We start from the raw sequence: 22,629 nt of genomic DNA, 5'->3' as shown, positions 1-22,629 counted from the left end.
GGATAAGTACCGGGGCAGGCACTCTCGGAGCTAGACGCTGATGCGGGGCGGGGCCCCAACTCAGTAGCGCAAGGCCGGCGGGACCGGCGAAGCGTGGCGAAGATCTCTCACCGCCTCTGCAACTGATGGATTCCTAGAAGATCCTTCATTGCACAGTCGACACCGGCAGGGCTCTTAGCAAACTCATCCGTTCAACCACCGCAACACCGTCGACCTTCAAGCGGTCGGGTTCTAGGTCCACCGCTAGTCAAGGAGACACCATGCTTTGGTTGACCCCGTTCCTCCTGCTCACCGGCGGGCTGGTGGCCGTCGTGCTCTTCCTGTGCGTCGCGGCAGTCACGCAGACACCGAAGGAGCGCCGCGGCGATCGCGCGGTGGAAGTGCTGCGCGAGATCCTGCTCACGGTGCGCAAGCACCCACACCGCCGGCGCTGACGCCTGGCCAGCCGCGCCGGGCCACTCGGTGAGCTGCACCGGAACGTCGACCGAGGCGTCCTGCCGGTCAGTCCACACCAAGCACGCCCGGAGCACCTTGTGACTTGGCGTAGGCGTCCCACTCCTCGATGCGCTCGTCGAGGTTCTTGCTGAGCTCGTAGGCAGTGGTGGAGTGCAAGTAGTGGCGCACGCCGTGCACTGTCAGGACGATGCACTCGCCCTCGTCGTCTCCCGTGAGCTCAACATTCACGTGACCGTCCGGCCAATTTTGCGGCACAGGCGGCTCGTGCGTTATCAACGCCACCCCGGTGCGCTGGCTCTTGATGCGACTTGCTTTCCCCACGTGGGCTCCCCTGTTGAATCGAATACTTCTGAACAGAGCGTGCCACCGGCCCGAGTCCCGTGCCACCCCGGGGAGAACCCGCGTCGTACGCTTCCCCTATGACTGATCCGAGTCCGGGCGAAGACACCGGTAGCGCGCCTTCACCACGCACCGATCCGATCGAATCAAGAGACGATCGCCAGTTTCTCCACGATGGAGACTGGAACTCGTTCCAGTTCGTGCCGCCGCTGACCCATGAGGACGCACTGTTGGTGAGTGCCCGCGCGGAGGAGCTTGGGTACAAGATGCTTTTTCGCCGGGCTGATTACTCCATGGAGGATGTGCAAGCTCAGCTCGAGGATCGTGGTCCCAGCTCGTTCCTGAATATGACCTGGATCGAGGAAGACATCTCGCCGAAGGCGCCTGCGCCTACGGCGGAGCGGCGCATGGCCGACCGGCTTCGGAAGCTTGCACCAGTCAGCAGTCTCATCATCACGGACCCGTACCTGTTCACCTCTAGCCGCAAGAACGACTCAGCGGCTTATGCGGCGTCGGTTGCCGCCATGATCGAACCGGCTTTATCCCCAGGGCTACAGATCACAGCGATCGTGGACCTGCGGTCGTCGCATGCGACCGTTCAAGCTGCAGTCGAGGCCGAGCTACACGCTCGCGGCACCGATCTGCGGATCTCGGTCGTAGATTCCCAAGACTTCCATGACCGGTTCTGGATTGCTGATCGGGATCGTGGCCTCATCATCGGTGCGTCTCTGAACAAGATTGGTGGCCGGATTTTCTTCGTGGACGAGCTGAGCGACGCTGACGTGTCTGCGGTACTAGACGAGGTCGACGGTATCCTCGACTCGCACTAGGCGAGGAGTTGCACGGGGACGTCGACCGAGACGTCCTCTCCGTTGACGGTACCGAACCCGGTGATGCTCTTGACGGTGTCGGTACCGAGCGAGGAGTCCGGGAACCGGACGACGACCGAGGCTCCGGCGTCGTCAACGTGGGAGGCGTCGTAGTTGGCCTGGGTGGCGCTGGCGAAGTCGAAGATGAACATCGCGGTTTGCGTGGGCGAGAACCGCACGGCGAAGTGCTTGACAAGGGCGCCGCTCTCGTCGACGAGCGCGATGCCGTACGTGAACCACTCCGCGACGGGCTCGGCCGGGAGGGCGTCGCCGAGGTCGAACGTGGCGACAATGCCGTCGACGTCGACGTCCACGAGGACATTGACGAGCTCGCGCGGCGTTGGGGTGGGCATTACCTCACACTACGGACCTTGGGGACGCCGCCGGTGCACTGACTCGTGCTTGGTTTGATCGGTGATTGACAACTTGCAGCGAGCCGGCCGGCGAGTGTTCGCCTCGGCTCGAGAGCTGCACGCGACCCGGTTTAGGAAGTCCACTCTGGTCGACGAGCTCGCGACGGCGCCGGCCAGGGCCTACGCCGTTGGCATCCCTCGGATCTCCGTCCCGTCTCTCGGCAGACTCTTGAACGAGGGCGGGAAGTACTGCGGGCCGCGAGGGTCTGCCTAGAGCACGGCATGACGGTACGTGGGTCCGCCGACCAACTTGGGACCAAAAATACGGCCGCGGCACGGGGCCTCGCAATGCCGGCGCTTGCGTCGACTCCTTCGGGGGCGCAGTTCCGTGGGGTGCGCGAGGGGCCGGCCCCTCGCCCGGCCGCTCGCGGGCGGCCGGGCACCGCTGGGTCAGGGCGTGCGTGTCGAGCTGGTGACGGCCACGCGCACGTGGTCGTGGTCGCACTCCCAGAAGTTCGACAGCACGTCGGCCACAATTCGGTCGGTAAAGGCGCCGGTCGAGGCCGACTCGGGATACGTCACGGTCACGGTGATGGTGTGCACGGGATCGGGGGAGGTCGGACCGTAACCGGCCCCTCCGTGCTCGTACGCCCATGCGATCGCGACGGCTTCGGCGGGTCCGTCTCCGAGCTGGCCGAACACGGCGCGGTGCTCGTCGTCGGTGTGAGCTCGGCGCCGGGTGCAGCTCCACGGGGTGCCGCTCACGTCGACCGTCTCGGCCTCGCACTCGTACCCGGCGGGGTCGAGGTCTGCGGCGGGAGCGTCGGGGTCGAGCTGCTGCGGGTCGAGGTCCTGGGGGCGGCTGTAGGTGATGAGCACGGCGGTTCTCCTGCGGGGTCGTGGGGCTGCGGTGGCGGCTCGGCCGCCGGGGTGAGGGGCCGCGGCGCTAGCCGAGACCCCTGGTCGCCGTCAGGCGGCGTCGGCCTCGTCGGTGTCCTCGTCCTCGGGGTCGAGAATCGCGGCGATCCGGTGCGCGGTGGCGAGCACGCGGGCTGCCGTGCCGCGGATCAACTCGACGTCGGCGTCTGCCCATCCGGCGACGTAGCCGACGCTGTAGGCGCTGGTATCGAACCCGACGAGCCCGGCGACGACGTAGGCGACGCTCTCGGCCTCGGTCTCCATGAGGCCGCGGTGCTCGGCGTACTCTGCGAGGTCGTCGACGTGCCCCATGAGCACGTGGGCCGTCTCGTGGATCATCGTTTTGGCGGCGTGCTCGGGGCTGAGGTGGTTCCCGATAACGACTCGCTGGCCCTCGGGGTCGCTGTAGCCGTTGCGGCCACCGCTGAGGTCCTGGTGCTCGACGGTCCAGCCCTCGCCGTCGAGGTAGGCGCTGAGGGTGTCCACGATGCCGTGGTCATCGGCGCCGGTGAGGTTGTCGACGATCGTCCGGTCTGTCTCCCCCTCGATCACGTCGGTTTGGGCGATGTCGAACACGGAGAGGATGGGGAATCGCGCGATGCACTTTTTCACCTCGTCGCCGTTCTCGTCCTCCTCGGTCACCTTCTTGGTGCTGTAGCCGAAGATCCGCACGGCCTTTTCTCCCTTGCGGACCTGACGGCCGAGGCTCTGCCACTTGCGGAACCCCGCGACGCGCCCGGCGTCGGGGCGCTGACTGAGGATCAACAACACGTTGTTGAGGCTGTAGGCGTGGAACGCGGACGCGAACGCGAGAAATGCGGTCCAGCGGTCGGAGTCGCGGAGGGCTTCTACCTGAGTCGCGATCGACTCGTGGAGGGCGGCGGCCTGGGCCTTCTTCTCCTCGATCGTCTTGCGGGGGGCGGCGGTCTTGGCGGGGCGGCGGGTCTTGGTGGTGGTGGTCATGGTCTGTGCCTCCTGGGCTGGTGTCGGTGATGATGGGAGGCGCGGGAGGGGGCGATTACGGTTCGTCCCCTCCCGCGCTTGCTCACTCGCTGTCGCGGGTGAGGGTGTCCACGAAGGTCACGCGCTCGGTGCCGGTGATGACTTGCGTGTTGTGGAGCGTGTAGCGAACCCGGCCGAGCGCGGCCAAGTCCTCATCGCGCATTGCCAACTGGCGCTCACGCAAGGGCCCGTCGTCGTCTCCGGTCGGAACGGTGGTGGTGACGGTGGTGATCTGCTGCATGTGTTCTTCCTCTCCCTCTCGTTTTTTTGCCGTGAAGGCGGTTTCCCGCCTAAGCAACCGGAGGGCGCAGTGCAACCCGAAGGGCGGCAGGGGAGAGAATTTCGGCGCGAAATAAGGGAGCTTGCGACCGCGTGCCGAAAATCTCGGAGGAGCCGGTGGCGTAGCCACTTGAACGGAGTCCCGGAGGTAGCTACGAGGGAGCGAAGCGACCGAGCCGCCGAAGGCTTCACGGCAAAAAGACGTGCCCGAAGGGCATTGAGCGCCGCACAGCGGTTCCCTGGGAGCGCAGCGACTCCCCTGGACCGCGGAGCGGGCCGTGTCTGCCGGCACCGGTACTCGAGAACGGTCTGCGGGCAGAGAGAAGCCCCCGCGCGGTTGGGGGGAACCTGCTGCGGGGGCTGGTGCCGCCGACCGGAGGGGGGTCCTGTCGGCGGCTCTCCGTCGACTGGGGAAGCCGATACCACCACGGTACGCGGTGGGTCTGACGTCGGTGATCCGCTTAGGTGGCGTCGACGGCCGCCGGCTTGGCACGGTGGCGCACGGCCATGCGCCACACCCATGCTTGGAACATGTGGCGGTCCTCGGTCCACCGGACGCACACCGCGTCTGGTGTCGACGACACGGCCAGCGCGTCGACGCGGTGCTGCGTTCCGTCGTTGGCCGGCACCCACGCGCGCACGGGCCGCAGTCCCCCACCCTCCACGGGTCCGCCGATCGCCTCGGGTGAGAGGAAGTACCGCACCTCCTCAGGCGCGGTGTACCGGTCGCTGCGACGGCGGCCCATGTCAGTACGGGGCGACGGAGGTCACGACGTGCCCCTAGGGCAGCGTCGCGCGCACGCGCTCGACGGCCTCGGCCGGCGTCGCGCTGTCGACCTCGACGGCCACGGCGTCAGCCGTGGTGTCGTCCTTGGGTCGGTGTCGAACGAACCAGGTCATACCGGCCACTCCTCGGGTTCGGGGCTCAGGCGACGTGAAAGCGCCGACAGCTCCCGCTCGTGCTGGATCATCCACGCTACGGCGCTGTTCAGACTGTCCGTGCGGCGGAGCCACGGGCGGCCTCCGGCCTCGTCGCGGCCGTGGGCGTAGCAGTGGTAGACGGTGATGCCGTGCTCTTGTCGAGACAGCACGTAGCCGAGCGGCGCGGCGCGATCGCGGCGCACCTGCCACACACCAAAAGTGCCGGGGATCGGCGGCACTGCCAGGGGGTGCGACGGGATGGGTTTGCGGAGAATCTTCGCCGCTGCCCCACCTGATCCCTGAACACCCACGGCGGGAGCGTATGAGGACCCTCCGTCACTGGTGACGGGGCCGGGTCGATGGGGGCTCAGCGGCCGAATCGGCCGGTGGTTCGCTTGGACTCCCACCGGTCGAGCTGGTGCAGCTCGTCGCGCGTGTGGCCCACGGCCGACATGGCCTCCTTGATGCGAGCTAGCGACAGGCCCGCGGCCGCCGCGCGGTCGAGGAGGCTGGGCAGCATCTCGTCGGTCTGCCCGTTGCGGTCCCACCCGTTGTTGCCGATGAAGTGCAGCGATTCCAGGAGGTCGTGTTGCTCCTTGGTGAAGCCGATCCAGGACAGGTTGGCGGGAGGCGGTGTCATGCGTCGATTCTCCCGTCCCGCGCGTCCGATAGGCGATCGCCAACCGGACGCCCGGCATTGAGCCCTTCTCATTGCGACGGCGTGCCCAACAGACGATTCTCTGATCCATGAGAAATGACCGTCCACCTAGCCCCCTCAGCCGTCAGGACCTGATGGCCCTCCTCGGGATTGTCAGCGGCTTCGAAAGCAGTTTTCTGATGGATGATGCAGCCGCGGTCTTGGCGAGCATGAGACGACGTCTGGTCGAAGACACTGGTGGAATTAGCAGAGACGCGAATACAGCCACTGAGGAGTCGGTCGCGTATCTGCGACAGCTCAACTCGCTCATTCGTGCATCCCTGGGCGAAGGGATTCCCCTAGATACTCCCTAAATGGTTTTTCTTGCGTCGAAGCTGTTCGAAAACGGGTCCAATAGTCGATCCTCTATCGGGCACCTTCATGGAGCCGCCGCCGTAGCTCCTAAATACATCGAGCGTCCCCACCTAGAGAGAAAAGACCACCATCCTCACCGTGGCCGATGAGCCCGTACAGATCGCGCCCAGATCGCCAGTAGGCATGTAGGCCACTGGTCGGGTGCACCGCTGGCGAATAGCAACTCATCCCAACGAAGCGGTGGCCCTACGGTGCCGCTCGAGCGCGCAGATGACCAGGGCGACGACAGCCCCCAGGACCGCTCCGACGGTGTTCATGAACCAGTCGTTCGTGTCGCACCGGCGACCGAGGACCGGCGCGAGGGCCTGTACGACTTCGATGACGGCGGAGAGGGCGACCGCACCAGTGAGGACGGTGAGCGGCCGGTTCGTCGCCGTCCCGAGGAAGAGCACGAGCGGCAGCAGCATCGCGACGTTGGCGAGCGTGTCGATGCCCTGGAACGGGACGCTGAACTGCACGGTGCAGGTAACGCCGCCGGGCCGAGATCCGTCGGGCAGCAGGGTCAGGACGAGCACCGCGGCGAGTGTGACAGCCGAGAGGCCGAGGAGGACACGCCGGAGCCGGAGCCGGTGCAGGCCCCAGGCGAGCAGGGTGGCGGTCGCGACGGCGATCCAGAAGCCGATGCGGACGAGGGGCGCGTGTTCGACGAGGAACGTGGAGATCACCGGGGGCCGTCGCTTTCTCGGTCGAGGCGCGTGAGCCAGACGTTCATGAGCGCGGACTCTTCGGGGAGGAGGGCGCCGGGCCCTCCCTCGGCGAGCTGCGCACGGAGCTGCCGCCGGGCGGCTGTGGCAGAGTCGAACGACGCCGGCGGGTAACCCGCGACGAGGACGGCACCGAGGACGGCGTCGCGGAGCGCGTCGGCGACCGCATTCGCCCGTCGCGCGGGACGCACGGTCGTCATCTCGTCGAGGGCGAGCCCGACGTTGGCCGCCAAGATCATCCCCGATGCGACGTCGACTTCGAGACGGAGAAGCCCCGCGGCCGCGCACCGAGAGAGCGTCCGCTCGAGCAGCGCCCTCACACCGTCCGCTGCGCGACCGCCCGCCCAGGGTCGCGGCGCGAACATCAGGCGATAGAGGGCGGGGTTCTCCCTCGCGAAGTCGAGGTGGTCACCCCACCCGCGGCGCAGGTCCGCCGCCGGGTCGTCGGTGGCCTCGAGCTCGGCCTTGCGGGCGGCGTAGCGCTGCAGGCCCGTCTCGGCCAGGGCGTCGAGGAGTCCCCGCTTGTCGCCGAACAGCCGATACAGCACCGGCTGGGTCACACCGACAGCCTCACAGACCGCTCGTGTGGCGATCTCGCCATCGGACGCGGCGACCAGTTGTTCCTCGGCCGCCGCGAGCAGCGCGCTCCGGAGGTCGTCGTCGGATCGGATCATGGCCCCCAGCCTAGGCCACTTGCTATCGCGTGTCGTATCTGTGATAGTCAGAGCATATCGACGAAACTGTTGACCGATAGCAACGAAAGGCACAGCATGAGCAACGAACCGCAGCGCGTCGCCGTCGTCACGGGTGGCTCCCGCGGCATCGGCCGCGCCATCTCCACCCGACTCTCCCGTGACGGGTTCACCATCGTCCTCGCATCAGCCAGCGGGGGTGCCGCGGCCGCCGCGACCCTCGACGAGATCACGAGCGCCGGCGGCCATGCCGTCGCCGTGCAGGCCGACGTCGCCGACGAGCACGCCGTGGCGGCGATCTTCGACAGGGTCGCGAACGACTTCGGGGGCGTCGACGTCGTGGTGCACTCGGCCGGACGCCTCGGCTTGTCGACCATCGCCGAGCAGGACCTCGACGCCCTCGACGCCCTGCACAGGACGAACGTCCGCGGCACCTTCGTCGTCGCACAGCAGGCAGCACGTCGACTGCGCTCCGGGGGTGCCTTCGTCGGCATGTCAACATCCGTCGTCGGAACGCAGTTCCCCACTTACGGCGCCTACGTCGCGAGCAAGAGCGCGGTCGAGGGCATGGCACTGATCCTGGCGAAGGAGCTCCGTGGCCGGGACGTCACGGTGAACGTCGTCGCTCCTGGCCCGACCGCGACGGAGCTTTTCCTCGACGGGAAGACGCAGGAGCAGATCGACGCCCTGGCCAAGGTCCCGCCGCTCGAGCGCCTCGGCACCCCGGAGGACATCGCCGGCGTGGTGGCGTTCCTTGCAGGGCCGGACGGGCGCTGGGTGAACGGCCAGACCATCCGTGTCAACGGCGGCATGGTCTGATGACGGCGCCACTGGTCATCCTCGTCACCGGCGCCTCGACAGGATTCGGTCGACTCACGGCAGAATCGCGGGCACGCGCAGGCCACGTCGTCGCAGCGGGCATGCGCGCCATTGACGGGAGGAACTCGGCTCATCGAGACGCCCTGGCCGACCTCGCCTCTCGTGAGGGGCTGAGGCTCGGCGCCGTCGAGCTCGATGTCTAGTCGCAGGAATCCGTGGACGCTGCGGTCGACACCGTCATCAGGGCGTACGGCCGCATCGACGCGGTCGTGCAGAACGCCGGCCACATGGCCTTCGGTGCCGCTGAGGCTCTCACGCCTGAACAGTTCGCGTACCTGTACGACGTCAACGTGGTCGGCGGCCACCGGGTAGCCCGCGCCGTCTTGCCGCACATGCGCTCCCAGCGCTCGGGCTTCGTCGTATGGGTGGGCAGTTCCTCCACCCGCGGCGGGCACCCTCCGTTCCTCGCCCCGTACTTCGCCGCCAAGGCCGGCATGGACGCCCTCGCCGAGAGCTACGCGGCCGAGACGATCCGCTTCGGCATCGACAGCTCGATCGTCGTCCCCGGGGCGTTCACCTCGGGCACGAACCACTTCACCAACGCCACCACCCCGGCGGACAAGGCGCGGGTGACCGACCACGACGCCGAGTACGGCACGCTCCGCCGCCAGCTGACCCGCCGCCTCGCCGCGATCGTGCCGCCCGAGGCCGACGTGCAGGACGTCGCCGACGAGATCGTGCGCCTGGTCGGTCTGCCCCAGGGGACGCGCCCGTTCCGGTCGCACGTCGACCCGTCCCGCGACGGCAGCGAAGTCGTGTCCGCCGTCACCGACCGCATCCGTGCCGAGTTCTACCGCCGCATCGGCATCGAGGATCTCTTGCCCTCGAACGCCGCCCTCTGACCCCCGGAACGTCCGGGCCACCACCGAAAGGAACCACCATGCCCTTCGCCAACCTCAAGGTCCCCGCGGACACCCTCACGCCTGAGTCCAAGAAGAAGCTGCAGGACGCCGTCACGGACGCCATCGTCGACGTCTACGGAGAACGAGCACGCCCGACGACCCTCGTCATCCTCGACGAGGTCGCCGACGGCGGCTGGATGCTCGGCGGCACCATCCTCAACGAAGCGATGCTCGGCCGCGTCTAGTACCGCATGTCACAGGATGAGGGGCCCGGGCGACCGGGCCCCTCATCGCGTTCGCGGCACCGAGCCTGCCGCGACTCGAGCGCGTCGGTCCCGGTTCACCCGTCGGGGGCGGTGACCGGTCCCTGGGCGGCCGTTCCGAGCTGCTGCTCGATCTGCGGCAGGAGCGCCCGCACCGCGGCGACGACGACTTCGTCCACGCGATCCTCGGGAAGCCGGCCGGTGGCGGCCAAGGCACTGATGCCTTCTGTCGTCGCCGCGACCAGGAACGGCATCGGGCCCATCGACTCCGGACTGCTCTCCCCAAGCAGCTCCGCGCCCACTGCGAAGAAGCGCTCGGCCGAGGACTGCGCCTCGGGGTCGCGCCCCGCATTCGTGCCGTCGTCGGTCGACGCGAACATCAGCTGCATCAGGGGGCCGTTGTGCTGCGCGAAGCGAGCATGAGCGCGGATGTACTCCGTGAGCCGGCGCTCGAGGGTGCCCACCTGCCGGGCGGCCTCGAGATAGCGACGCAGCTCGTCGAAACCGTCCGCGGCGATCGCGGCGAGGACGGCGTCCCGGTCACGGAAGTGACGGAGCGGCGCACCATGGCTGACGCCCACGCGGCGCGCGAGCTCTCGCACCGTCACCGCCTGTTGCCCCTCCTCGATCAGGAGCGCGCGCCCCTCGCGGACGAGCTCTTCACGCAGCGACCCGTGGTGGTAGGAGCGTGCTTGCTGTGCCATCCGAACAGTGTAGACGTTGACAACAATGTGGCCAGTGTCTACATTGGGGGCATGGACGACACCAGAGCAGGCCAAGCACCGACCAACGAGACCGTCATCATCACCGGCGGCACCAGCGGCATCGGCCGAGCGACCGCGGTCGCCCTGGCTGAGTCCGGATCACGCATCATCCTCGCTGTCCGGAATCAGGAGAAGGGGCAAGCCATGGCAGCGACCCTCCCCGGCACTCCGGGAACGCACCGCGTCCTGCCACTCGACCTCGCGCGGCTTGAGACGGTGCCCGACTTCGCAGACCGGATCGACGAACCGATCGCCATCCTCGTCAACAACGCAGGCGTCGAGTCGAAGGACCTCCAGCGGACGGCCGACGGTCACGAGCTCCAGTTCGGCACGAACCACCTGGGGCACTTCCTCCTGACGACGCTGCTCCTGCCGCACATCACCGACCGCGTCGTCACCGTCGCGTCCCAGGCGGAACGGATGGCTCGTCTCGACCTCGACGACCTCGATTGGCACCGACGCCCGTACCAGGCGAGCCGGGCGTACGCGGACTCCAAGCTCGCCAACCTGCTGTTCACGTCGGAGCTGGACCGGCGGCTGCAGACGTCGGGCTCTCGAGTGCGGGCGCTGGCCGCCCACCCGGGGTTGGTCAAGACAGCCATCTACGACCGGCCGGCCGGTCAGCGCCCCAACCTCTGGGACCGGCTCGTCCCGATCTTGGGGCAGGAGCCGGAAGACGGTGCGCTGCCGTCGCTGCTCGCCGCCTCAGCCGACCTCCCCGGCGGCACCTTCGTCGGACCCCAGCGGATGATGCACATGCGAGGCGGGGCCGAGGTGATCAGCCAGTCGAAGCAGGCACGGAACCCGGAGACCGCAGCGAGACTCTGGTCGATCTCCGAGCGGATGACAGCAGCGGGCACCCGCCCGTGAGCCTCGTCCAGGACCGTCCCCGCGCACTCTGGACCGCTGTACGCGGATGGCACCGACCTCTCGTCGCCTTCACCACAGTGATGTGCCTCTGGGCTGTGGTGTGCCTCGTCGGGCTGATCCTCGATCCGCGGACATTGGCAGACGACCCGATCTGGGCCAAACCTCTGAAGTTCTCGATCTCCCTCGCGCTCTACGCGATCACCCTTGCGTGGATGCTCTCGATGGTGCAGCGGCCTGTCCTGCGTCGGATCGGTCGGTGGGCCGGAACCATCGGCGCAGCGGCGTCCCTCCTGGAGATCGTCGTCATCTCGATCCAAGTGGTTCGCGGCGTGGGAAGCCACTTCAACGTCTCGACTCCGACGAACCAGCTCTTCTACCAGCTCATGGCCGGTGGGGTCACCCTCATGTACTGCGCGACACTGGTCATCGGAGCCTTCCTGGCCATGTTCTCCCGGATCGAGGACAGGGCGCTGGCGTGGTCCCTGAGGCTCGGACTGATCATCGCCCTGGTCGGCCTGTCCGTGGGCTTCCTCATGGTGATCCCCACCGCGGCCCAGCTGGCCGACCCGACATCGTCGACCTACGGCTCCCACTCCGTGGGCGGTGACGACGCGACCGGCGGCATCTTCTTCCTCGGCTGGAACACCGCCCACGGAGATCTCCGCGTGTCGCACTTCATCGGCATGCACGCACTACAGGTGCTGCCGATCCTCGCGATCGCGCTCCCCCGGGTGCTCGGTGAGGCCGATCGGCTCCGCACCGTCGTCGTGGCCGGAGCGACGTACGCCGCCGTCACCGCGATCGCCCTGTGGCAGGCGTTGCGGGGACAGTCGGTCATCCACCCCGACGCCATCACCGTCACGGCAATCGGGGTCACCGTCGTTCTGGCTGCGATGAGCTTCACGATCATCGCCGTGCGCAGACGCCACCCGCACAGGTAGCGCCAGAACCGGGTAGAACGTTACGCGGCACGGACGGAGTCGAGGTGCTGCTCGACGAACACTGAGTCTCCCCGCCAGGTCTCTCAGGACCATCGGCTGTCTGACACATGGTGGACTCGTAGCTCGCCGACGATCTCATGGCCGGGTGATGACACGAGTTCTGACCAGCGCTAACGAAAGGCTGACGACCACTTACCCACCGAGCGAGCGCCCCGGTGAAGAACTCGAATGCGTCAGCAACGTCATCGATCGGGGCCGTTCGCGAGCCGAGAGGGCCTGCAGCCCTCACCATCGAGCGGAGCGGGTCCTCGTCCGGCGCTGCACTGGTGTACCCGGCGTCGTTCGTCGCGCTGGCGATGATGGTGGCGGAAGGCCTCGGCCGCGGGCTGCATCTGACAGGTGCGCGTCCCTGTCTCAGGCGCCAGCGCCGCCGTCGACGGGCACGATGGCGCCCGTCACCGCCGAGGCGCGATCACTGAGAAAGAACCCCGCGACCTCCGCGACTTCGAGAGCGGTTGCCATGCGGCCGATGGGGCTAGCTGCGTTGTTCGCCTCGATGATCCCCGGGGTCCTCTTCTCCCATTCGTCCATCATCTCGGTCGCGGTTCCACCGGGCATCAGGCCGTTCACCCGAATGCCTTCGGCAGCCCAGGTGACCGCGGCGGTCTCCGTGATGCTGTTCAGTGCCCGCTTCATGGCCCCGTACGCCGGCAGGGGCGGCACGGCACGTCGACTGCCGATGCTGGAGGTGTTCACGATCGCGCCGCCGCCGGACTTCCGCATGAGAGTTGCTTCGGCGACCATCGCGACCCAGTGTGCGCGGAAGTTGACGGCGAATTGCTCGTCGATGTCGTCGTCAGACGTGGTGTCGAGCGGACCGGTCTCCTGCTGATTCACGCCGCCGTTGTTGAATGCCCCGTCAAGGCGCCCATGGAGTTCCTCGACGCGATCGATGGCAGCGCGGATGCTGGCTTTGTCGGCCAGGTCCATCGCGACGGCGTCAGCCGTGCCGCCCTGGGTGCGGATCTCGTCGACGAGGGCATCGAGCGCCCCCGTGCTGCGGGCTGCCAGCACTACGGATGCCCCCTCGCGAGCGAAGAGACGGCCCGCTGCGGCGCCGATGCCGCGGCTGGCTCCGGTGATGAAGATGACCTTCCCGGTCAGCAGGCCGACCGGCGTGTTCTCGTTGTTGTTCGTCATGTGATGAGCGTCTTCGCCTCGGGAATCCGCATCCAGGCACAAACGGTACGAGGGTCCGCGGCCTGACCGGGCGGAGAATGGCGGCATGGACAAGGGTGAGCTCGCAGCTTTTCTCCGGAGTCGCCGCGAGCGTCTCCGCCCCGAAGACGTCGGCCTCTCGTCCGGGTCTCGGCGGAGGACTCCAGGTCTTCGGCGTGAGGAGGTCGCCGTCCTCGCCCACGTCTCGACCGAGTACTACGCCCGACTCGAACAGGGCCGTGCGCCTCGGCCCTCAGACGTCGTCCTCGCAGGCATCGCGGGCGCACTGCGTCTCACCCCCGAGGAGTCCGACCACCTGCACCGGCTGGCCGGCACCGCCCCCACTCCGACGGGACTGCACAGTCGGGACGTACGTCCGAGCATCCTGACCCTGCTCGAACGGCTCCCCCACACCGCCGGGATCGTCCTCTCGGCCACCTTCGAGGTGCTCGCCTGGAACGACCTGGCGGCAGCTCTCATGGAAGACTTCGCCCAGCTCGCGCCTCGCGATCGCAACCTCGCGAGGAAGACATTCCTCCACGATGGGCAACCGTCAGAGGAGATCTACGGCATCTCCGACGAGGTCGCATTCCGGGAGGGTGTCGTGACTCAACTCCGCAGTGCCCAGGCCGTCTACCCATCAGACCCGAGCGTCCGCGAACTCATCGACGACCTCCACGCCGGCAGCGCAGAGTTCGGACGACTCTGGGAGCGACACGACGTCCAAACGCCACCGCCCCTGCAGAAGACCTTCCGCCGCACACCGGCCGGGCCGATCACCGTCAACTGCGATTCCCTCGCCATCACCGAATGGGACCAACACCTCGTGCTCTACACCGCACCAGCGGGCTCCCGAGACGCTGAGAACCTCGCCTTGCTGGAAGTCATCGGCTCCGAGACCCTCGTCGAGCCGCAGGGCACCTGAACGGCCCATCCAAGCTGAGGCTTCGAGAGATCGACGAACTTCGCGGCCGAGTCTCGATGGCCGATCGGTTATCGGACGCCCCCCGATCCACATCCGGCCGTATCCGGTGAGTGGTGCGCGGCGTGTGTGTAACGACAAGGCGGTGTTACCGCTGGCCGCCCTCGGTGCCTTCCCAAGTGGGGTTCTCTACTGGCTGATACGGCCTATGGCGTTTGTCCAAGAACGTGATCCGCGGCGATTTCAAGGAGTTCCGTCGTGTACTGCCGCGTCACCAGGACAAGGGTGCGCAGGCGCTTGTCGAGCGAGCCCCAAGGGCGGCCGGGCTGTCCCGAGGGGCCGACGCTCTCTGTCACGTTCGTCACGTCGACATCGAACTCGACCCTCAGATCGAAATTGTCGGGAGCAAGGATGAAACCTTCAGCTAGGTGCAGGCTCACGATCGGGTCACCATCACCAATGATGCCTGGCCGCCCCTGATCGAGGACTTCGATGTAGCGAAGGTCGGCCTTCATGCGCAGTTGAGAGAGGTACAGCCCCAGACCGTGCATGGATCGGTGCCGGTCCACCCGCGCGAGCTCGTGCAGGATCGCCAGGCTGTTCCACCCCGGTAGCTGGGCCTGGTAGGGCTGCACCTTCTCGAGCGCCTCCCTAATCACCGGCGGCAGGTCGCGGTACCTACCGGCCTGGCTTTTCCACTCTGCCGGCGTTTCGCGGATCGGCCATTCCAGCCTCCCCGCGCTGGGTGGTGGGTTCTCTCCCGAGACGAGCACCGCGATCGCGTAGAGGCAGTTGTCAAGTGCTGCGCGCAGCTCGTAGAGCAGCTCCCCGAAGGTCACCGACAACTCGACGGGGAGCGGGCTCGTTCGGTGCAGCCGCACCGTCAAAGTCCCATCACTTTCAGGGGTGTGCTGGAGCTTGTGAGGCCGCGTGCTTAGGTACTCGTCCCACGTTTCTTGGAACATCCGCAAGTGCTCGTCAGCCCGATTGAGCCGCGCGTGCACAAGCCGGATCTCGGAGGCGATGGGGTTGAAGACGGCAGGAAACGATTCAGCCATGACGCAATGATTCCGGATCGCAGTCCAAACGCCGAGGAATGAACACACTGCCCCTCCCGAGCGAGCGCAAGCGCAGCCAGGGCACACCGAGCTCGGCTACACCGATCGTCTAGCCATCGGCTGTCTGACACCTGAGTTCGTGCCCCACCAAGCCGGCTAACTACGAGGTTGGGCGTAATGACCACGCAGATCGATACGAATACTCATGATCGACGAACTCGGCTACATGGAACTCGACCGCCGGGGCGCCGAGCTGCTCTTCCAAGTCCTTACCGAACGAGAAGAGAACAACTCCATCGCGATCGCCTCAAACGAGTCGTTCTCCGGCTGGACGAAAACCTTCACCGATCCACGCCTCTGCGCGGCGATCGTCGACCGGCTGACCTTCAACGGAACCATCATCGAGACAGGCACCGACTCCTACCGACTGGCGCACACCCGGAACAACAAGGCGAATTCTGCTTCGGAATGGGTCTGACCGAGCCGGGACAATGCCAGGGCGACAAGTTTTTTCGGCTCAGTGACCGATCCGGCCTGGGGTCGTGAAGACCCAGAACACAGTGGGCGCGGCAAGCACGAGCACGATTCCCACAACGACTCCTACAACGTTCTGATGACCAATCAGCAAAAAGACCCCAAGAATGAGCAGGACGATCGAGACAAGGACCCACCGGGGTCCAGTTCTCCCGCCTCGGAAGCCAACGCGTTCCGTCAGGAAGTTGTGGTCATCAGCCATGGTTCCCCCAAGTTTTTTCTCGCACATTACTGCGTCTTCGGGGCTCCCGAAACTCGACTGCGTGCATCTGCGTCGACCACGCACCTCAAGAGCATGGAGCCCCTACAGGGGTCCGGCCTCCGCCCGAGCGTCAGGGAACCTTTCGGTGGGTCCGGCTTGGATTGCCCCGGTGGGTCCGATTTAGGTTGACATAGCCAGCGGGCGACGACCATGGCCGGCATGCGCGTCCACCGGGCACGGGCGGCGCGCCACCACGTGTCACGCGTCCGTTCGTGAAGACCTACCTGACCGATCCGGTAAACGGAACTACCAACGCAGTGATGGCACCGGCCAACTGGGCCGGCGCCATCACGGGGTTTGGTATTAGAACGACGTGCTGACGTCCTTTGCCTCGATGGCGAACATCGACAGGTTCGGGTGGATCGGAGCTGACGCCGTGTCCCCCGTCGGCTGCGAGATCCACCGCTGATTCAGCGGTTCACAGACGCCGTGGTCTTCGGAGTCCGAGCGGATGTCTACGAGTTTGAGTTGCGTCGTCGGCAGGTTCTCTGCCGCTGCGATGTTGTCCAGTGCCGTCTGCTCGGTGTCGCTGAGCTTGTTGAGCAGCCCTTGAAGGTACTGAGTTTCCGCGGCGGTGTAGGACCAGGCGGTGGTGCCGGTGCCTCCGGAGCACGACACGTTGGTGCCGGTCCCAAAAACGGACGGGTAGCTGATGAATCGGATGCGGGCGTTGGGTGCCGCGGCCCGAATCTGGTCCACCATAGGTCGAAAGTTCGTTGTCAGGGCCGCGAGAGTGATGTCCGCTGCTCGGAGGCCCTTCGTCCCGTCAGAGTTCGTTGCCGCCGGGTTTCCGGATGCGTCCAAGCAGGCCTTCTGGTAGCAGGCGTACATCTGCCCGACGACGGAACCTCTGAAGCTGCCGTCTGATGACGCGTAGACGTCGTTGCCTCCGATGGTGACTGTCACGGTCGTCGTCCCGGTTCCGAGGGCTCCGGCGCCGGGTGCGGTGGATCGGTACCCGGCCGAGGCTTCGGCGATCTCGTCCCCGACGGAGCTGGTGGTTCCATCAGCGTTCGTCGCGTTCGCGATGCTGCCGCTGATGTCGCCGGGGCAGGATGCGTCATAGAACTCGTCTCTCTGGCCGAACCGGTCCGCAAGGTAGTTCACCTGGTTCCACCTCGAACGCTGGCAGGCGATGACCGTCCCATCCACACCGTTCTTGATGAAGCCACGCGCGTTGATATTGGTGGTCGGGGCCACTCCCGGTCCTGCAGCATACGAACTGCCGAACCCGACCGTTTTGGCCCACCCCTGACCCGCCGGGGTGATCGTAAGCCGGTCGAAGTTGAACCCGCCCTGTTGGACCAGGACGTACAGCGCGTGAGTGCCCTGTGGAACGGGGACCTGTTGCGTTTCCGAAAGCCACGTCTGGAAGCCACCGGTGTTCGGAACCCCCAGGGTGGCCGGGCTGACGATGTTCGACGTGGAGTCGATCGCGTAGGCGATCTTTCCTGACGTGTACCCGGACGCAACCCGTGCGCTGATGTCGTAGTTCCCGGCGGTGGCGGCGTAGATGTCGTACCGAAGCCACTCGCCGTCAGCAGTGCTGCCCACGTCGAAGTTGTCCAGTTGTGACGTCTCTACCGACGCCGGCTCCAGGTCAACGTCTCCGCCGCGGTAGTAGCCCACGAGGGGGTTGCCGGCGTACGTGGTGTTGCTGTTGCCAGCCGTGGTGTCGTGGTACCCGACTCCTTCCCCGCCTGCTCCGAAATCTTCCGCCTCGACGACAGCGCCGGACGCGATGGCGTTGACTTTGGATACCGTGAGATATCGGAAGTCGTAACCAGCCGTCGTGACAACGAGGGTGAGCGTGTGGACACCGTCGGGAATGGTGACTCCGTAGAGCGGGACATTGGCCCACGCACCGTTCGTGTTCGGGACGGAAACCGTCCCGAGAGGCTGGCCATCCAGGAGCACTTGGTATTTAGCCGTGGCCACGGACGACTTGAGGCGCGCTTGGATGTCGAAGTTGCCGCCAGCGACGGCGTCGACGGTGTAGTTGAACTTGTCGCCCGTCGACAGGCCGCTGACATTCTGCCCACCGCCGTACGTGGTGTCGGTCGTGGCGACGATGTTCGTACCGTCAGAGCGGTAGCCGGTGGCGACACTGGAGGCCTGCGGATTCGCGATCGAGTACCCGACTCCAGATCCGCCGTCGTTGTAGTCCTGGGCAAAAATAGTTCCGGGAAGCACGCCGGTGTCGGCCGTGAAGCCGGAGGCAAGCCCGGCGGTCACGGTCGATGCGTGCTGGAGGCCGGTCGTGGGAAGCGGTATCACCCGGATGCCCGCGACCGTGGGGGTGCCAGCGACAGCGACGGTTGCGAGGTTAAGGGTCCCGTCGGTGACATTGAGGTAGATGGACTTGCTGGTCGCTTTCTTCCCCCCACCGGCCAGGGCGTACGGGTCCACGTTGGACAGCCGCGTGGTCCCCTCGGCCGTCACGTTGAACACGCGTTGCCCGGAGGCTGTGGACGTGTTGTCGCTCAGTAGCAGTTGAACCCGGTATCGACCGTTCGGAAGCGGCAGCGAGTAGGCGGCGGCTCCGTCACGAGTGCTCTGGTACAGAGTGTCGTCAGCGGTGTTGGCGATAGCGGAGGTCGTCGTGACGTTCGTGCCTCCCGTTACGGAACTATCACTGGTGAAGTGCTCCCCCGCGATGTCCGTGTAGGCCGAAGCCGAACCGGTGTTTACGGAGTAGCTGTCCTTTGGTGCCGACCAGGTGAAGGTCGTTGTCGAGTGGGCGGCGACGCTGGCGGTGAAACCGTTGGTCCCGTCACCGACCACCATGGACGTGGCCGGGCCACTGTTGACGGCGACCAGGACTCGGGCGCCGTCGGGGTTCTCGAACGCGGTCTGGGCGACGTCGTCTCCGGCGAGGCTCCCTTCAGCGCCGATGCGGTGCGCGCCGGGCTTGACGAACTTGGAGAACTGCGCGAGCTCATAGAACTTCGGCATGTACGACACGGTCGCCGGGCTGGCGCTGGTGTCAACTTCCACCAGCGGCTCCTGAGGAGCCGAAAGTGGAGTGACGGGACCACCGTTCTGGTCCAGGACCATGTTCCAGTAGATGTACGCGCCCTCCCCGTGGTTCATCTGCTTGACGATCTCCTTGGACCACTTCTCGTCACGGATGTAGTTGGTCGGTTCGGCCTGACCGAGGTCGGTGTGCTCGCTCATCCACGTGGAGTAGCCGGGGGCCGCCTGATTGAAGAGGTCAAGGTTCGCGTCGTCGCAATAATTTTGCCCGAAGTCGCACTCGTAGGGGTGGAAGTCCGCGCCAGAGGCGTAGGGCTTCACGGTGGCGTCGTTGAGCACGTTCGCGGGGTAGTACCAGTGGTCTTGATTGTGCTCGTAGACGCGAATTTTGGTACCGGTGCCCGTGAGGTCGGGGCCGAGGTAGCTGCCGACGAACTGAGCCATCTGCGTGTCGGTCCAGGTGGTCGCCTCGAACGAGGCCGGGTTTTCCGGTTCGTTCTGCACGGACACGTCGGTGACGTCGATGCCCTGCTGCTTGTAGGCGGCGATGAAGGCCTTGAAGTAGTCGGCGTAGGCCTGGTAGAAGCGGGCATCGGTTGCGGGGGTGACCACTGTCGGGTCTCCGGGCTGGCCGAGGAGGGACTTGTTGTTCTTCAGCCACGACGGGGCTGTCCAGGGTGAGGCCATCAGTCGGAACGAGCCACCGGCGGCCGTCTGGGCCGCCTTGATGTACGGGATCAAATACTGCTGGTCGTGGGCCGTGGAGAAGTTGGCGAGCGAGAAGTCGTTCGCAGTTTCGTCGTAGGAGTAGTGCGATAGAGAGAAGTCGTCGGAGCCGATCGGCGTCCGAGCGATGGAGAATCCGGCGCCGGAGGACGGGTTGAAGAGCTGGTTCATCACGGCGGTGCGTTGGGATGCGCTGACGCTGGACTTGTTCAGCGTGTCCCATCCGGCTTCGTTGAACGTGGCGCCGAATCCGTCGATGGCTTGGAACTGCCGGCTCGCGTCGACTCGAACGTCCGGAACGGCCGTCCCGAGGGATGCGAACGACAGCGCGGTCTTCGACGTGAGACGGTCACCTGCCAGGGATGTCGAGGTGACCGCGACGGAAGTGCCGGAATCGGCTGCGACCGCCCGGCTCGAGGCAAGTCCGGCGCTTGTCAGGCCCCCGCCTGCCAGCGCAGCGATCGCTGTAAGCGCGATCAGGGTCCGTGGTTTCATTTTGCTCCTCATTGAGCCCGCCGTGATCCGCGGGATTGACGCAAGCGTAATTACTTACTGGTTAGTAACTGAGTAACAAAACGATAACGATGCCCGCGGCGGGGCGTCGGGAGGTTGAGGTCAGGCGCCGCGGAGGTGGGTCGTGATGGCGTCGATCGTCATCCGCACCGAGGCTCTCATGTCGACCGCGTCTCCGTTGAGTAGCCATTGCGTCTGGAGACCATCCATGGTCGCGATGATCGCTGAGGCGGCCTGGCTGACGCGAGGGTCGTCGCCCTCGAGGTGGGTCGCGTCGGCGACCGCTGAGCTGATCATGTCGCGCAGGCCGATGTACCGGCCGGCGAAAAACGACTTGCCCGGATGACTGTCGGTCACGGATTCCCCGAGCAGCACGGTGTAGGCCTGGATGATTCCCGGTCGCTGCTCGTTGGTCGCCGTCGTATCGACGAGGTGATCGAGGAGCGCTGCTCCTCGGGGAGCGTGATGTCCCTCGAGTTCGGCGACGTCCGCGTCGTCGCGATACTCCAGGAGGGCGATGAGGAGCTGCTCCTTGGATCCGAAGTGGTGAAGGACACCGGCGTGGGTCATCCCGACCCGTTCGGCGATGTCACTCAGCGATCCGTTGGCATAACCGTGTTCGCCGAACACCGCCATGGCGGCCTGGAGGATATCGGCCCGCTTCTGGCCGGATCGTTTCTGCGGACGTGTGGCCTTGGCAGCGCCGGAGGACGGTGATGCTGGCCAGGTTTTTTGTGCGGGCATCGTGGACTCCCTCGGATTCCACGAGTGTAGCCGGAAAAAAAGACTTACCGTGCTGTTAGTAAGTGTGTCATGCTGTCCTGCACCAACCCGTCCCCCACACCTTTCACGGATGCGAGATCCGACAATGACGCCCATTCACCTGCCCCACCTTCCTGATCAGTTTGTTTGGGGTGTGGCGACATCCGCGTTCCAGATTGAAGGCGCACCGGCCGCCGACGGCCGCACGCCGAGCATCTGGGACACCTTCGGCCACACGCCTGGCCAGACGCGACACGGCGACACCGGCGACGTCGCCTGCGACCATCGGAACCGCTGGTCCTCGGATTTGGACCTCATGGCGGAAATGAACATCCCGGCCTATCGGCTGTCTCTGTCCTGGCCCCGTCTGCAACCCGGTGGCCGCGGCGCCTTGAGTTCCGAAGCGATCGCCTGGTACCGGGACCTTCTCGAGGGGCTGCACGAGCGCCACATCCGCCCGTTCGTCACCCTGTATCACTGGGACCTCCCCCAGGAGCTGGAAGACGCAGGCGGGTGGACGAATCGCGACACTGCCTACCTGTTTGCCGAATACACCCAGGGGGTTGCCGAAGCGCTCGGGGATCTCGTCGACGACTGGATCACGATCAACGAACCCTGGTGCGCGTCATTCCTCGGCTATGGCCTCGGCGTCCATGCGCCGGGACGGAAGAACTTCACCTCCTCTGTCTCCGCAGCGCACCACCTGAACCTGGCCCACGGCCTCGCAACCGAGGCCCTCCGCGCTCAAGACAAAAGCACACGCATCGGAGTGACGAACATCGTGGCCGATCTGGTGCCCGCCGATGCATCGAACGCTGCTGACATCGAGGCCGTCGCCCGCGTCGACACGGTCAATCACGACCTCTTTCTCGCTCCGGTCTTCCAGGGCCGCTATCCGGAGCGCGTCCACCAACTCCTCGATCCCTATGGTCTCGCGGACGTCGTCATGGACGGGGATCTGGAGATCATCGCCGCACCTCTCGACTTCGTCGGGGTGAACCACTACCAGCAGGTTGCCGTCACCACCGATCCCTCGGGCGGTCCCGCCCGAGCAGCCGAGACACCCACCGGTACGAACCACACCTCGTTCGGGTGGTCCATCACCCCCACCGCCCTCACACGGGTGCTGCAGCTCGTGCAGCAGAGATATACCTCCCTTCCGGTGTACATCACGGAGAACGGCGCCTCCTTCAATGACTACGTCACCCCCGACGGCCACGTCCACGACCCAGAGCGCATCTCCTACCTCGCTGGGTATCTGGAAGCCATCGACGCCGCCGCCGCCCTGGGAGTCGACGTCGCCGGCTACTTCGCGTGGTCATTCCTTGACAACTACGAATGGGCCGAGGGGTACGACAAACGCTTCGGCCTCGTCTTCGTCGACTTCGGGACCCAAGCCCGGACCCCCAAAGACTCCGCGCAGTTCTACTCCGACACCATCACAGCCCATCACATCCAAACAGCCGTCGCCCCCCTCACCGCCTGAAGCACCCC

The 22,629-nt window shown here is 66.1% G+C and carries 25 protein-coding genes and 1 pseudogene; 11 read left to right on the top strand and 15 right to left on the bottom strand.

Annotated features, from left to right (window positions below; all coding sequences use genetic code 11):
* The first annotated feature begins 260 nt into the window (after positions 1-260).
* Entirely contained in the window at positions 261-434 is a 174-nt protein-coding gene (locus AC07TY_RS00600; RefSeq protein WP_494784021.1) for a hypothetical protein, read from the top strand.
* A 67-nt stretch (positions 435-501) separates the two neighbouring features.
* Here AC07TY_RS00600 and AC07TY_RS00595 read toward each other — a convergent pair whose 3' ends face one another.
* A complete protein-coding gene (locus tag AC07TY_RS00595) occupies positions 502-684 on the bottom strand; it encodes a hypothetical protein (protein ID WP_494784020.1) in 183 nt (60 codons plus the stop codon).
* Positions 685-875: 191 nt separating this feature from the next.
* Here AC07TY_RS00595 and AC07TY_RS00590 point away from each other — a divergent pair, with 191 nt between their 5' ends.
* Entirely contained in the window at positions 876-1,625 is a 750-nt protein-coding gene (locus AC07TY_RS00590; RefSeq protein WP_494784019.1) for a hypothetical protein, read from the top strand.
* On the opposite strand, the gene AC07TY_RS00585 is transcribed toward AC07TY_RS00590, so the two are convergent.
* From AC07TY_RS00585 to AC07TY_RS00545, 9 genes are all read right to left on the bottom strand, one after another.
* On the bottom strand, positions 1,622-2,017 hold the full coding sequence (locus tag AC07TY_RS00585) for a hypothetical protein (protein ID WP_494784018.1): 396 nt from the start codon (positions 2,015-2,017) through the stop codon (positions 1,622-1,624). The genes AC07TY_RS00590 and AC07TY_RS00585 overlap by 4 nt on opposite strands.
* Before the next feature lie 450 nt (positions 2,018-2,467).
* Positions 2,468-2,896, bottom strand: coding sequence for a hypothetical protein (locus AC07TY_RS00580; protein WP_494784017.1), 429 nt, complete (start codon positions 2,894-2,896; stop codon positions 2,468-2,470).
* A 90-nt stretch (positions 2,897-2,986) separates the two neighbouring features.
* Positions 2,987-3,898: an ArdC-like ssDNA-binding domain-containing protein gene (locus AC07TY_RS00575; RefSeq protein ID WP_494784016.1), complete on the bottom strand. Its 912-nt coding sequence runs from the start codon at positions 3,896-3,898 to the stop codon at positions 2,987-2,989.
* An 82-nt stretch (positions 3,899-3,980) separates the two neighbouring features.
* The gene (locus AC07TY_RS00570; RefSeq protein WP_494784015.1) at positions 3,981-4,178 is read right to left on the bottom strand and encodes a hypothetical protein; all 198 of its coding nucleotides are present in this window, start codon (positions 4,176-4,178) and stop codon (positions 3,981-3,983) included.
* Positions 4,179-4,677: 499 nt separating this feature from the next.
* Positions 4,678-4,962: a hypothetical protein gene (locus AC07TY_RS00565; protein WP_494784014.1), complete on the bottom strand. Its 285-nt coding sequence runs from the start codon at positions 4,960-4,962 to the stop codon at positions 4,678-4,680.
* Between the two features lie 150 nt (positions 4,963-5,112).
* Positions 5,113-5,376, bottom strand: coding sequence for a hypothetical protein (locus tag AC07TY_RS00560; RefSeq protein ID WP_494784013.1), 264 nt, complete (start codon positions 5,374-5,376; stop codon positions 5,113-5,115).
* A gap of 128 nt (positions 5,377-5,504) precedes the next feature.
* Positions 5,505-5,777 (bottom strand): hypothetical protein, encoded by a 273-nt coding sequence (locus AC07TY_RS00555; protein ID WP_494784012.1) that lies wholly within the window; start codon positions 5,775-5,777, stop codon positions 5,505-5,507.
* A gap of 596 nt (positions 5,778-6,373) precedes the next feature.
* On the bottom strand, positions 6,374-6,874 hold the full coding sequence (locus tag AC07TY_RS00550; RefSeq protein WP_494784011.1) for a VanZ family protein: 501 nt from the start codon (positions 6,872-6,874) through the stop codon (positions 6,374-6,376).
* The gene (locus AC07TY_RS00545) at positions 6,871-7,587 is read right to left on the bottom strand and encodes a TetR/AcrR family transcriptional regulator (RefSeq protein ID WP_494784010.1); all 717 of its coding nucleotides are present in this window, start codon (positions 7,585-7,587) and stop codon (positions 6,871-6,873) included. The genes AC07TY_RS00550 and AC07TY_RS00545 overlap by 4 nt, the downstream gene beginning before the upstream one ends.
* A 96-nt stretch (positions 7,588-7,683) precedes the next feature.
* Between AC07TY_RS00545 and AC07TY_RS00540 the strand changes: the two genes are divergently transcribed.
* Genes AC07TY_RS00540 through AC07TY_RS00525 form a run of 4 tightly spaced genes read left to right on the top strand, consistent with a single transcriptional unit; the run spans position 7,684 to position 9,571 of the window.
* Positions 7,684-8,424, top strand: a complete 741-nt coding sequence (locus tag AC07TY_RS00540; protein WP_494784009.1) for an SDR family oxidoreductase — start codon at positions 7,684-7,686, stop codon at positions 8,422-8,424.
* Positions 8,424-8,627 (top strand): hypothetical protein, encoded by a 204-nt coding sequence (locus AC07TY_RS00535; RefSeq protein ID WP_494784008.1) that lies wholly within the window; start codon positions 8,424-8,426, stop codon positions 8,625-8,627. Before AC07TY_RS00540 ends, AC07TY_RS00535 begins: the two co-directional genes overlap by 1 nt.
* Positions 8,628-8,639: 12 nt before the next feature.
* The gene (locus AC07TY_RS00530; protein WP_494784007.1) at positions 8,640-9,326 is read left to right on the top strand and encodes an SDR family NAD(P)-dependent oxidoreductase; all 687 of its coding nucleotides are present in this window, start codon (positions 8,640-8,642) and stop codon (positions 9,324-9,326) included.
* Positions 9,327-9,364: 38 nt separating this feature from the next.
* The gene (locus AC07TY_RS00525; protein ID WP_043594869.1) at positions 9,365-9,571 is read left to right on the top strand and encodes a tautomerase family protein; all 207 of its coding nucleotides are present in this window, start codon (positions 9,365-9,367) and stop codon (positions 9,569-9,571) included.
* A 95-nt stretch (positions 9,572-9,666) separates the two neighbouring features.
* Here the strand turns inward: AC07TY_RS00525 and AC07TY_RS00520 are convergent, their stop codons facing one another.
* Positions 9,667-10,293, bottom strand: a complete 627-nt coding sequence (locus tag AC07TY_RS00520) for a TetR/AcrR family transcriptional regulator (protein WP_056261578.1) — start codon at positions 10,291-10,293, stop codon at positions 9,667-9,669.
* Between the two features lie 51 nt (positions 10,294-10,344).
* Here AC07TY_RS00520 and AC07TY_RS00515 point away from each other — a divergent pair, with 51 nt between their 5' ends.
* Both AC07TY_RS00515 and AC07TY_RS00510 read left to right on the top strand, forming a co-directional pair.
* Entirely contained in the window at positions 10,345-11,223 is an 879-nt protein-coding gene (locus tag AC07TY_RS00515; RefSeq protein ID WP_056261575.1) for an SDR family NAD(P)-dependent oxidoreductase, read from the top strand.
* 80 nt (positions 11,224-11,303) lie between these two features.
* Positions 11,304-12,164 (top strand): hypothetical protein, encoded by an 861-nt coding sequence (locus AC07TY_RS00510; protein WP_494784006.1) that lies wholly within the window; start codon positions 11,304-11,306, stop codon positions 12,162-12,164.
* Positions 12,165-12,578: 414 nt separating this feature from the next.
* Here the strand turns inward: AC07TY_RS00510 and AC07TY_RS00505 are convergent, their stop codons facing one another.
* Complete coding sequence (locus AC07TY_RS00505; protein WP_494784005.1) at positions 12,579-13,364, bottom strand: SDR family NAD(P)-dependent oxidoreductase; 786 nt, start codon at positions 13,362-13,364, stop codon at positions 12,579-12,581.
* Positions 13,365-13,449: 85 nt separating this feature from the next.
* On the opposite strand from AC07TY_RS00505, the gene AC07TY_RS00500 reads away from it, so the two are divergent.
* Positions 13,450-14,307: a helix-turn-helix transcriptional regulator gene (locus AC07TY_RS00500; RefSeq protein WP_494784004.1), complete on the top strand. Its 858-nt coding sequence runs from the start codon at positions 13,450-13,452 to the stop codon at positions 14,305-14,307.
* Between the two features lie 203 nt (positions 14,308-14,510).
* Here AC07TY_RS00500 and AC07TY_RS00495 read toward each other — a convergent pair whose 3' ends face one another.
* Positions 14,511-15,362 (bottom strand): hypothetical protein, encoded by an 852-nt coding sequence (locus AC07TY_RS00495; protein ID WP_494784003.1) that lies wholly within the window; start codon positions 15,360-15,362, stop codon positions 14,511-14,513.
* Between the two features lie 193 nt (positions 15,363-15,555).
* Here AC07TY_RS00495 and AC07TY_RS00490 point away from each other — a divergent pair.
* Positions 15,556-15,840: pseudogene (locus AC07TY_RS00490) on the top strand (ATP-binding protein); the annotation flags it as partial.
* Between the two features lie 621 nt (positions 15,841-16,461).
* Here the strand turns inward: AC07TY_RS00490 and AC07TY_RS00485 are convergent.
* Positions 16,462-20,355: a carbohydrate-binding protein gene (locus AC07TY_RS00485; RefSeq protein ID WP_494784002.1), complete on the bottom strand. Its 3,894-nt coding sequence runs from the start codon at positions 20,353-20,355 to the stop codon at positions 16,462-16,464.
* A 120-nt stretch (positions 20,356-20,475) separates the two neighbouring features.
* Positions 20,476-21,117, bottom strand: a complete 642-nt coding sequence (locus tag AC07TY_RS00480; RefSeq protein WP_494784001.1) for a TetR/AcrR family transcriptional regulator — start codon at positions 21,115-21,117, stop codon at positions 20,476-20,478.
* Positions 21,118-21,241: 124 nt separating this feature from the next.
* On the opposite strand from AC07TY_RS00480, the gene AC07TY_RS00475 reads away from it, so the two are divergent.
* Positions 21,242-22,621 carry a GH1 family beta-glucosidase gene (locus AC07TY_RS00475; RefSeq protein ID WP_494784000.1) on the top strand — a complete coding sequence of 460 codons (1,380 nt, stop codon included), beginning with the start codon at positions 21,242-21,244 and terminating at the stop codon, positions 22,619-22,621.
* Positions 22,622-22,629 lie beyond the last annotated feature (8 nt).

It is taken from the genome of Frondihabitans sp. GW821-FHT04F02 (assembly GCF_059420045.1).
The sequence above is the reverse complement of the archived record's forward strand: the minus strand, read 5'-3'. Positions and strand labels throughout refer to the sequence as shown.

What these genes read in the sequence shown, in the direction of transcription:
- AC07TY_RS00540 (WP_494784009.1), top strand. Translation starts at nt 7,684, where the DNA reads ATGAGCAACGAACCGCAGCGCGTCGCCGTCGTCACGGGTGGCTCCCGC.
- AC07TY_RS00485 (WP_494784002.1), bottom strand. Translation starts at nt 20,355, where the DNA reads ATGAAACCACGGACCCTGATCGCGCTTACAGCGATCGCTGCGCTGGCA.
- AC07TY_RS00590 (WP_494784019.1), top strand. Translation starts at nt 876, where the DNA reads ATGACTGATCCGAGTCCGGGCGAAGACACCGGTAGCGCGCCTTCACCA.
- AC07TY_RS00555 (WP_494784012.1), bottom strand. Translation starts at nt 5,777, where the DNA reads ATGACACCGCCTCCCGCCAACCTGTCCTGGATCGGCTTCACCAAGGAG.
- AC07TY_RS00475 (WP_494784000.1), top strand. Translation starts at nt 21,242, where the DNA reads ATGACGCCCATTCACCTGCCCCACCTTCCTGATCAGTTTGTTTGGGGT.
- AC07TY_RS00520 (WP_056261578.1), bottom strand. Translation starts at nt 10,293, where the DNA reads ATGGCACAGCAAGCACGCTCCTACCACCACGGGTCGCTGCGTGAAGAG.
- AC07TY_RS00600 (WP_494784021.1), top strand. Translation starts at nt 261, where the DNA reads ATGCTTTGGTTGACCCCGTTCCTCCTGCTCACCGGCGGGCTGGTGGCC.
- AC07TY_RS00480 (WP_494784001.1), bottom strand. Translation starts at nt 21,117, where the DNA reads ATGCCCGCACAAAAAACCTGGCCAGCATCACCGTCCTCCGGCGCTGCC.
- AC07TY_RS00510 (WP_494784006.1), top strand. Translation starts at nt 11,304, where the DNA reads ATGTGCCTCTGGGCTGTGGTGTGCCTCGTCGGGCTGATCCTCGATCCG.
- AC07TY_RS00565 (WP_494784014.1), bottom strand. Translation starts at nt 4,962, where the DNA reads ATGGGCCGCCGTCGCAGCGACCGGTACACCGCGCCTGAGGAGGTGCGG.
- AC07TY_RS00585 (WP_494784018.1), bottom strand. Translation starts at nt 2,017, where the DNA reads ATGCCCACCCCAACGCCGCGCGAGCTCGTCAATGTCCTCGTGGACGTC.
- AC07TY_RS00505 (WP_494784005.1), bottom strand. Translation starts at nt 13,364, where the DNA reads ATGACGAACAACAACGAGAACACGCCGGTCGGCCTGCTGACCGGGAAG.
- AC07TY_RS00525 (WP_043594869.1), top strand. Translation starts at nt 9,365, where the DNA reads ATGCCCTTCGCCAACCTCAAGGTCCCCGCGGACACCCTCACGCCTGAG.
- AC07TY_RS00495 (WP_494784003.1), bottom strand. Translation starts at nt 15,362, where the DNA reads ATGGCTGAATCGTTTCCTGCCGTCTTCAACCCCATCGCCTCCGAGATC.
- AC07TY_RS00570 (WP_494784015.1), bottom strand. Translation starts at nt 4,178, where the DNA reads ATGCAGCAGATCACCACCGTCACCACCACCGTTCCGACCGGAGACGAC.
- AC07TY_RS00575 (WP_494784016.1), bottom strand. Translation starts at nt 3,898, where the DNA reads ATGACCACCACCACCAAGACCCGCCGCCCCGCCAAGACCGCCGCCCCC.
- AC07TY_RS00515 (WP_056261575.1), top strand. Translation starts at nt 10,345, where the DNA reads ATGGACGACACCAGAGCAGGCCAAGCACCGACCAACGAGACCGTCATC.
- AC07TY_RS00500 (WP_494784004.1), top strand. Translation starts at nt 13,450, where the DNA reads ATGGACAAGGGTGAGCTCGCAGCTTTTCTCCGGAGTCGCCGCGAGCGT.
- AC07TY_RS00545 (WP_494784010.1), bottom strand. Translation starts at nt 7,587, where the DNA reads ATGATCCGATCCGACGACGACCTCCGGAGCGCGCTGCTCGCGGCGGCC.
- AC07TY_RS00535 (WP_494784008.1), top strand. Translation starts at nt 8,424, where the DNA reads ATGACGGCGCCACTGGTCATCCTCGTCACCGGCGCCTCGACAGGATTC.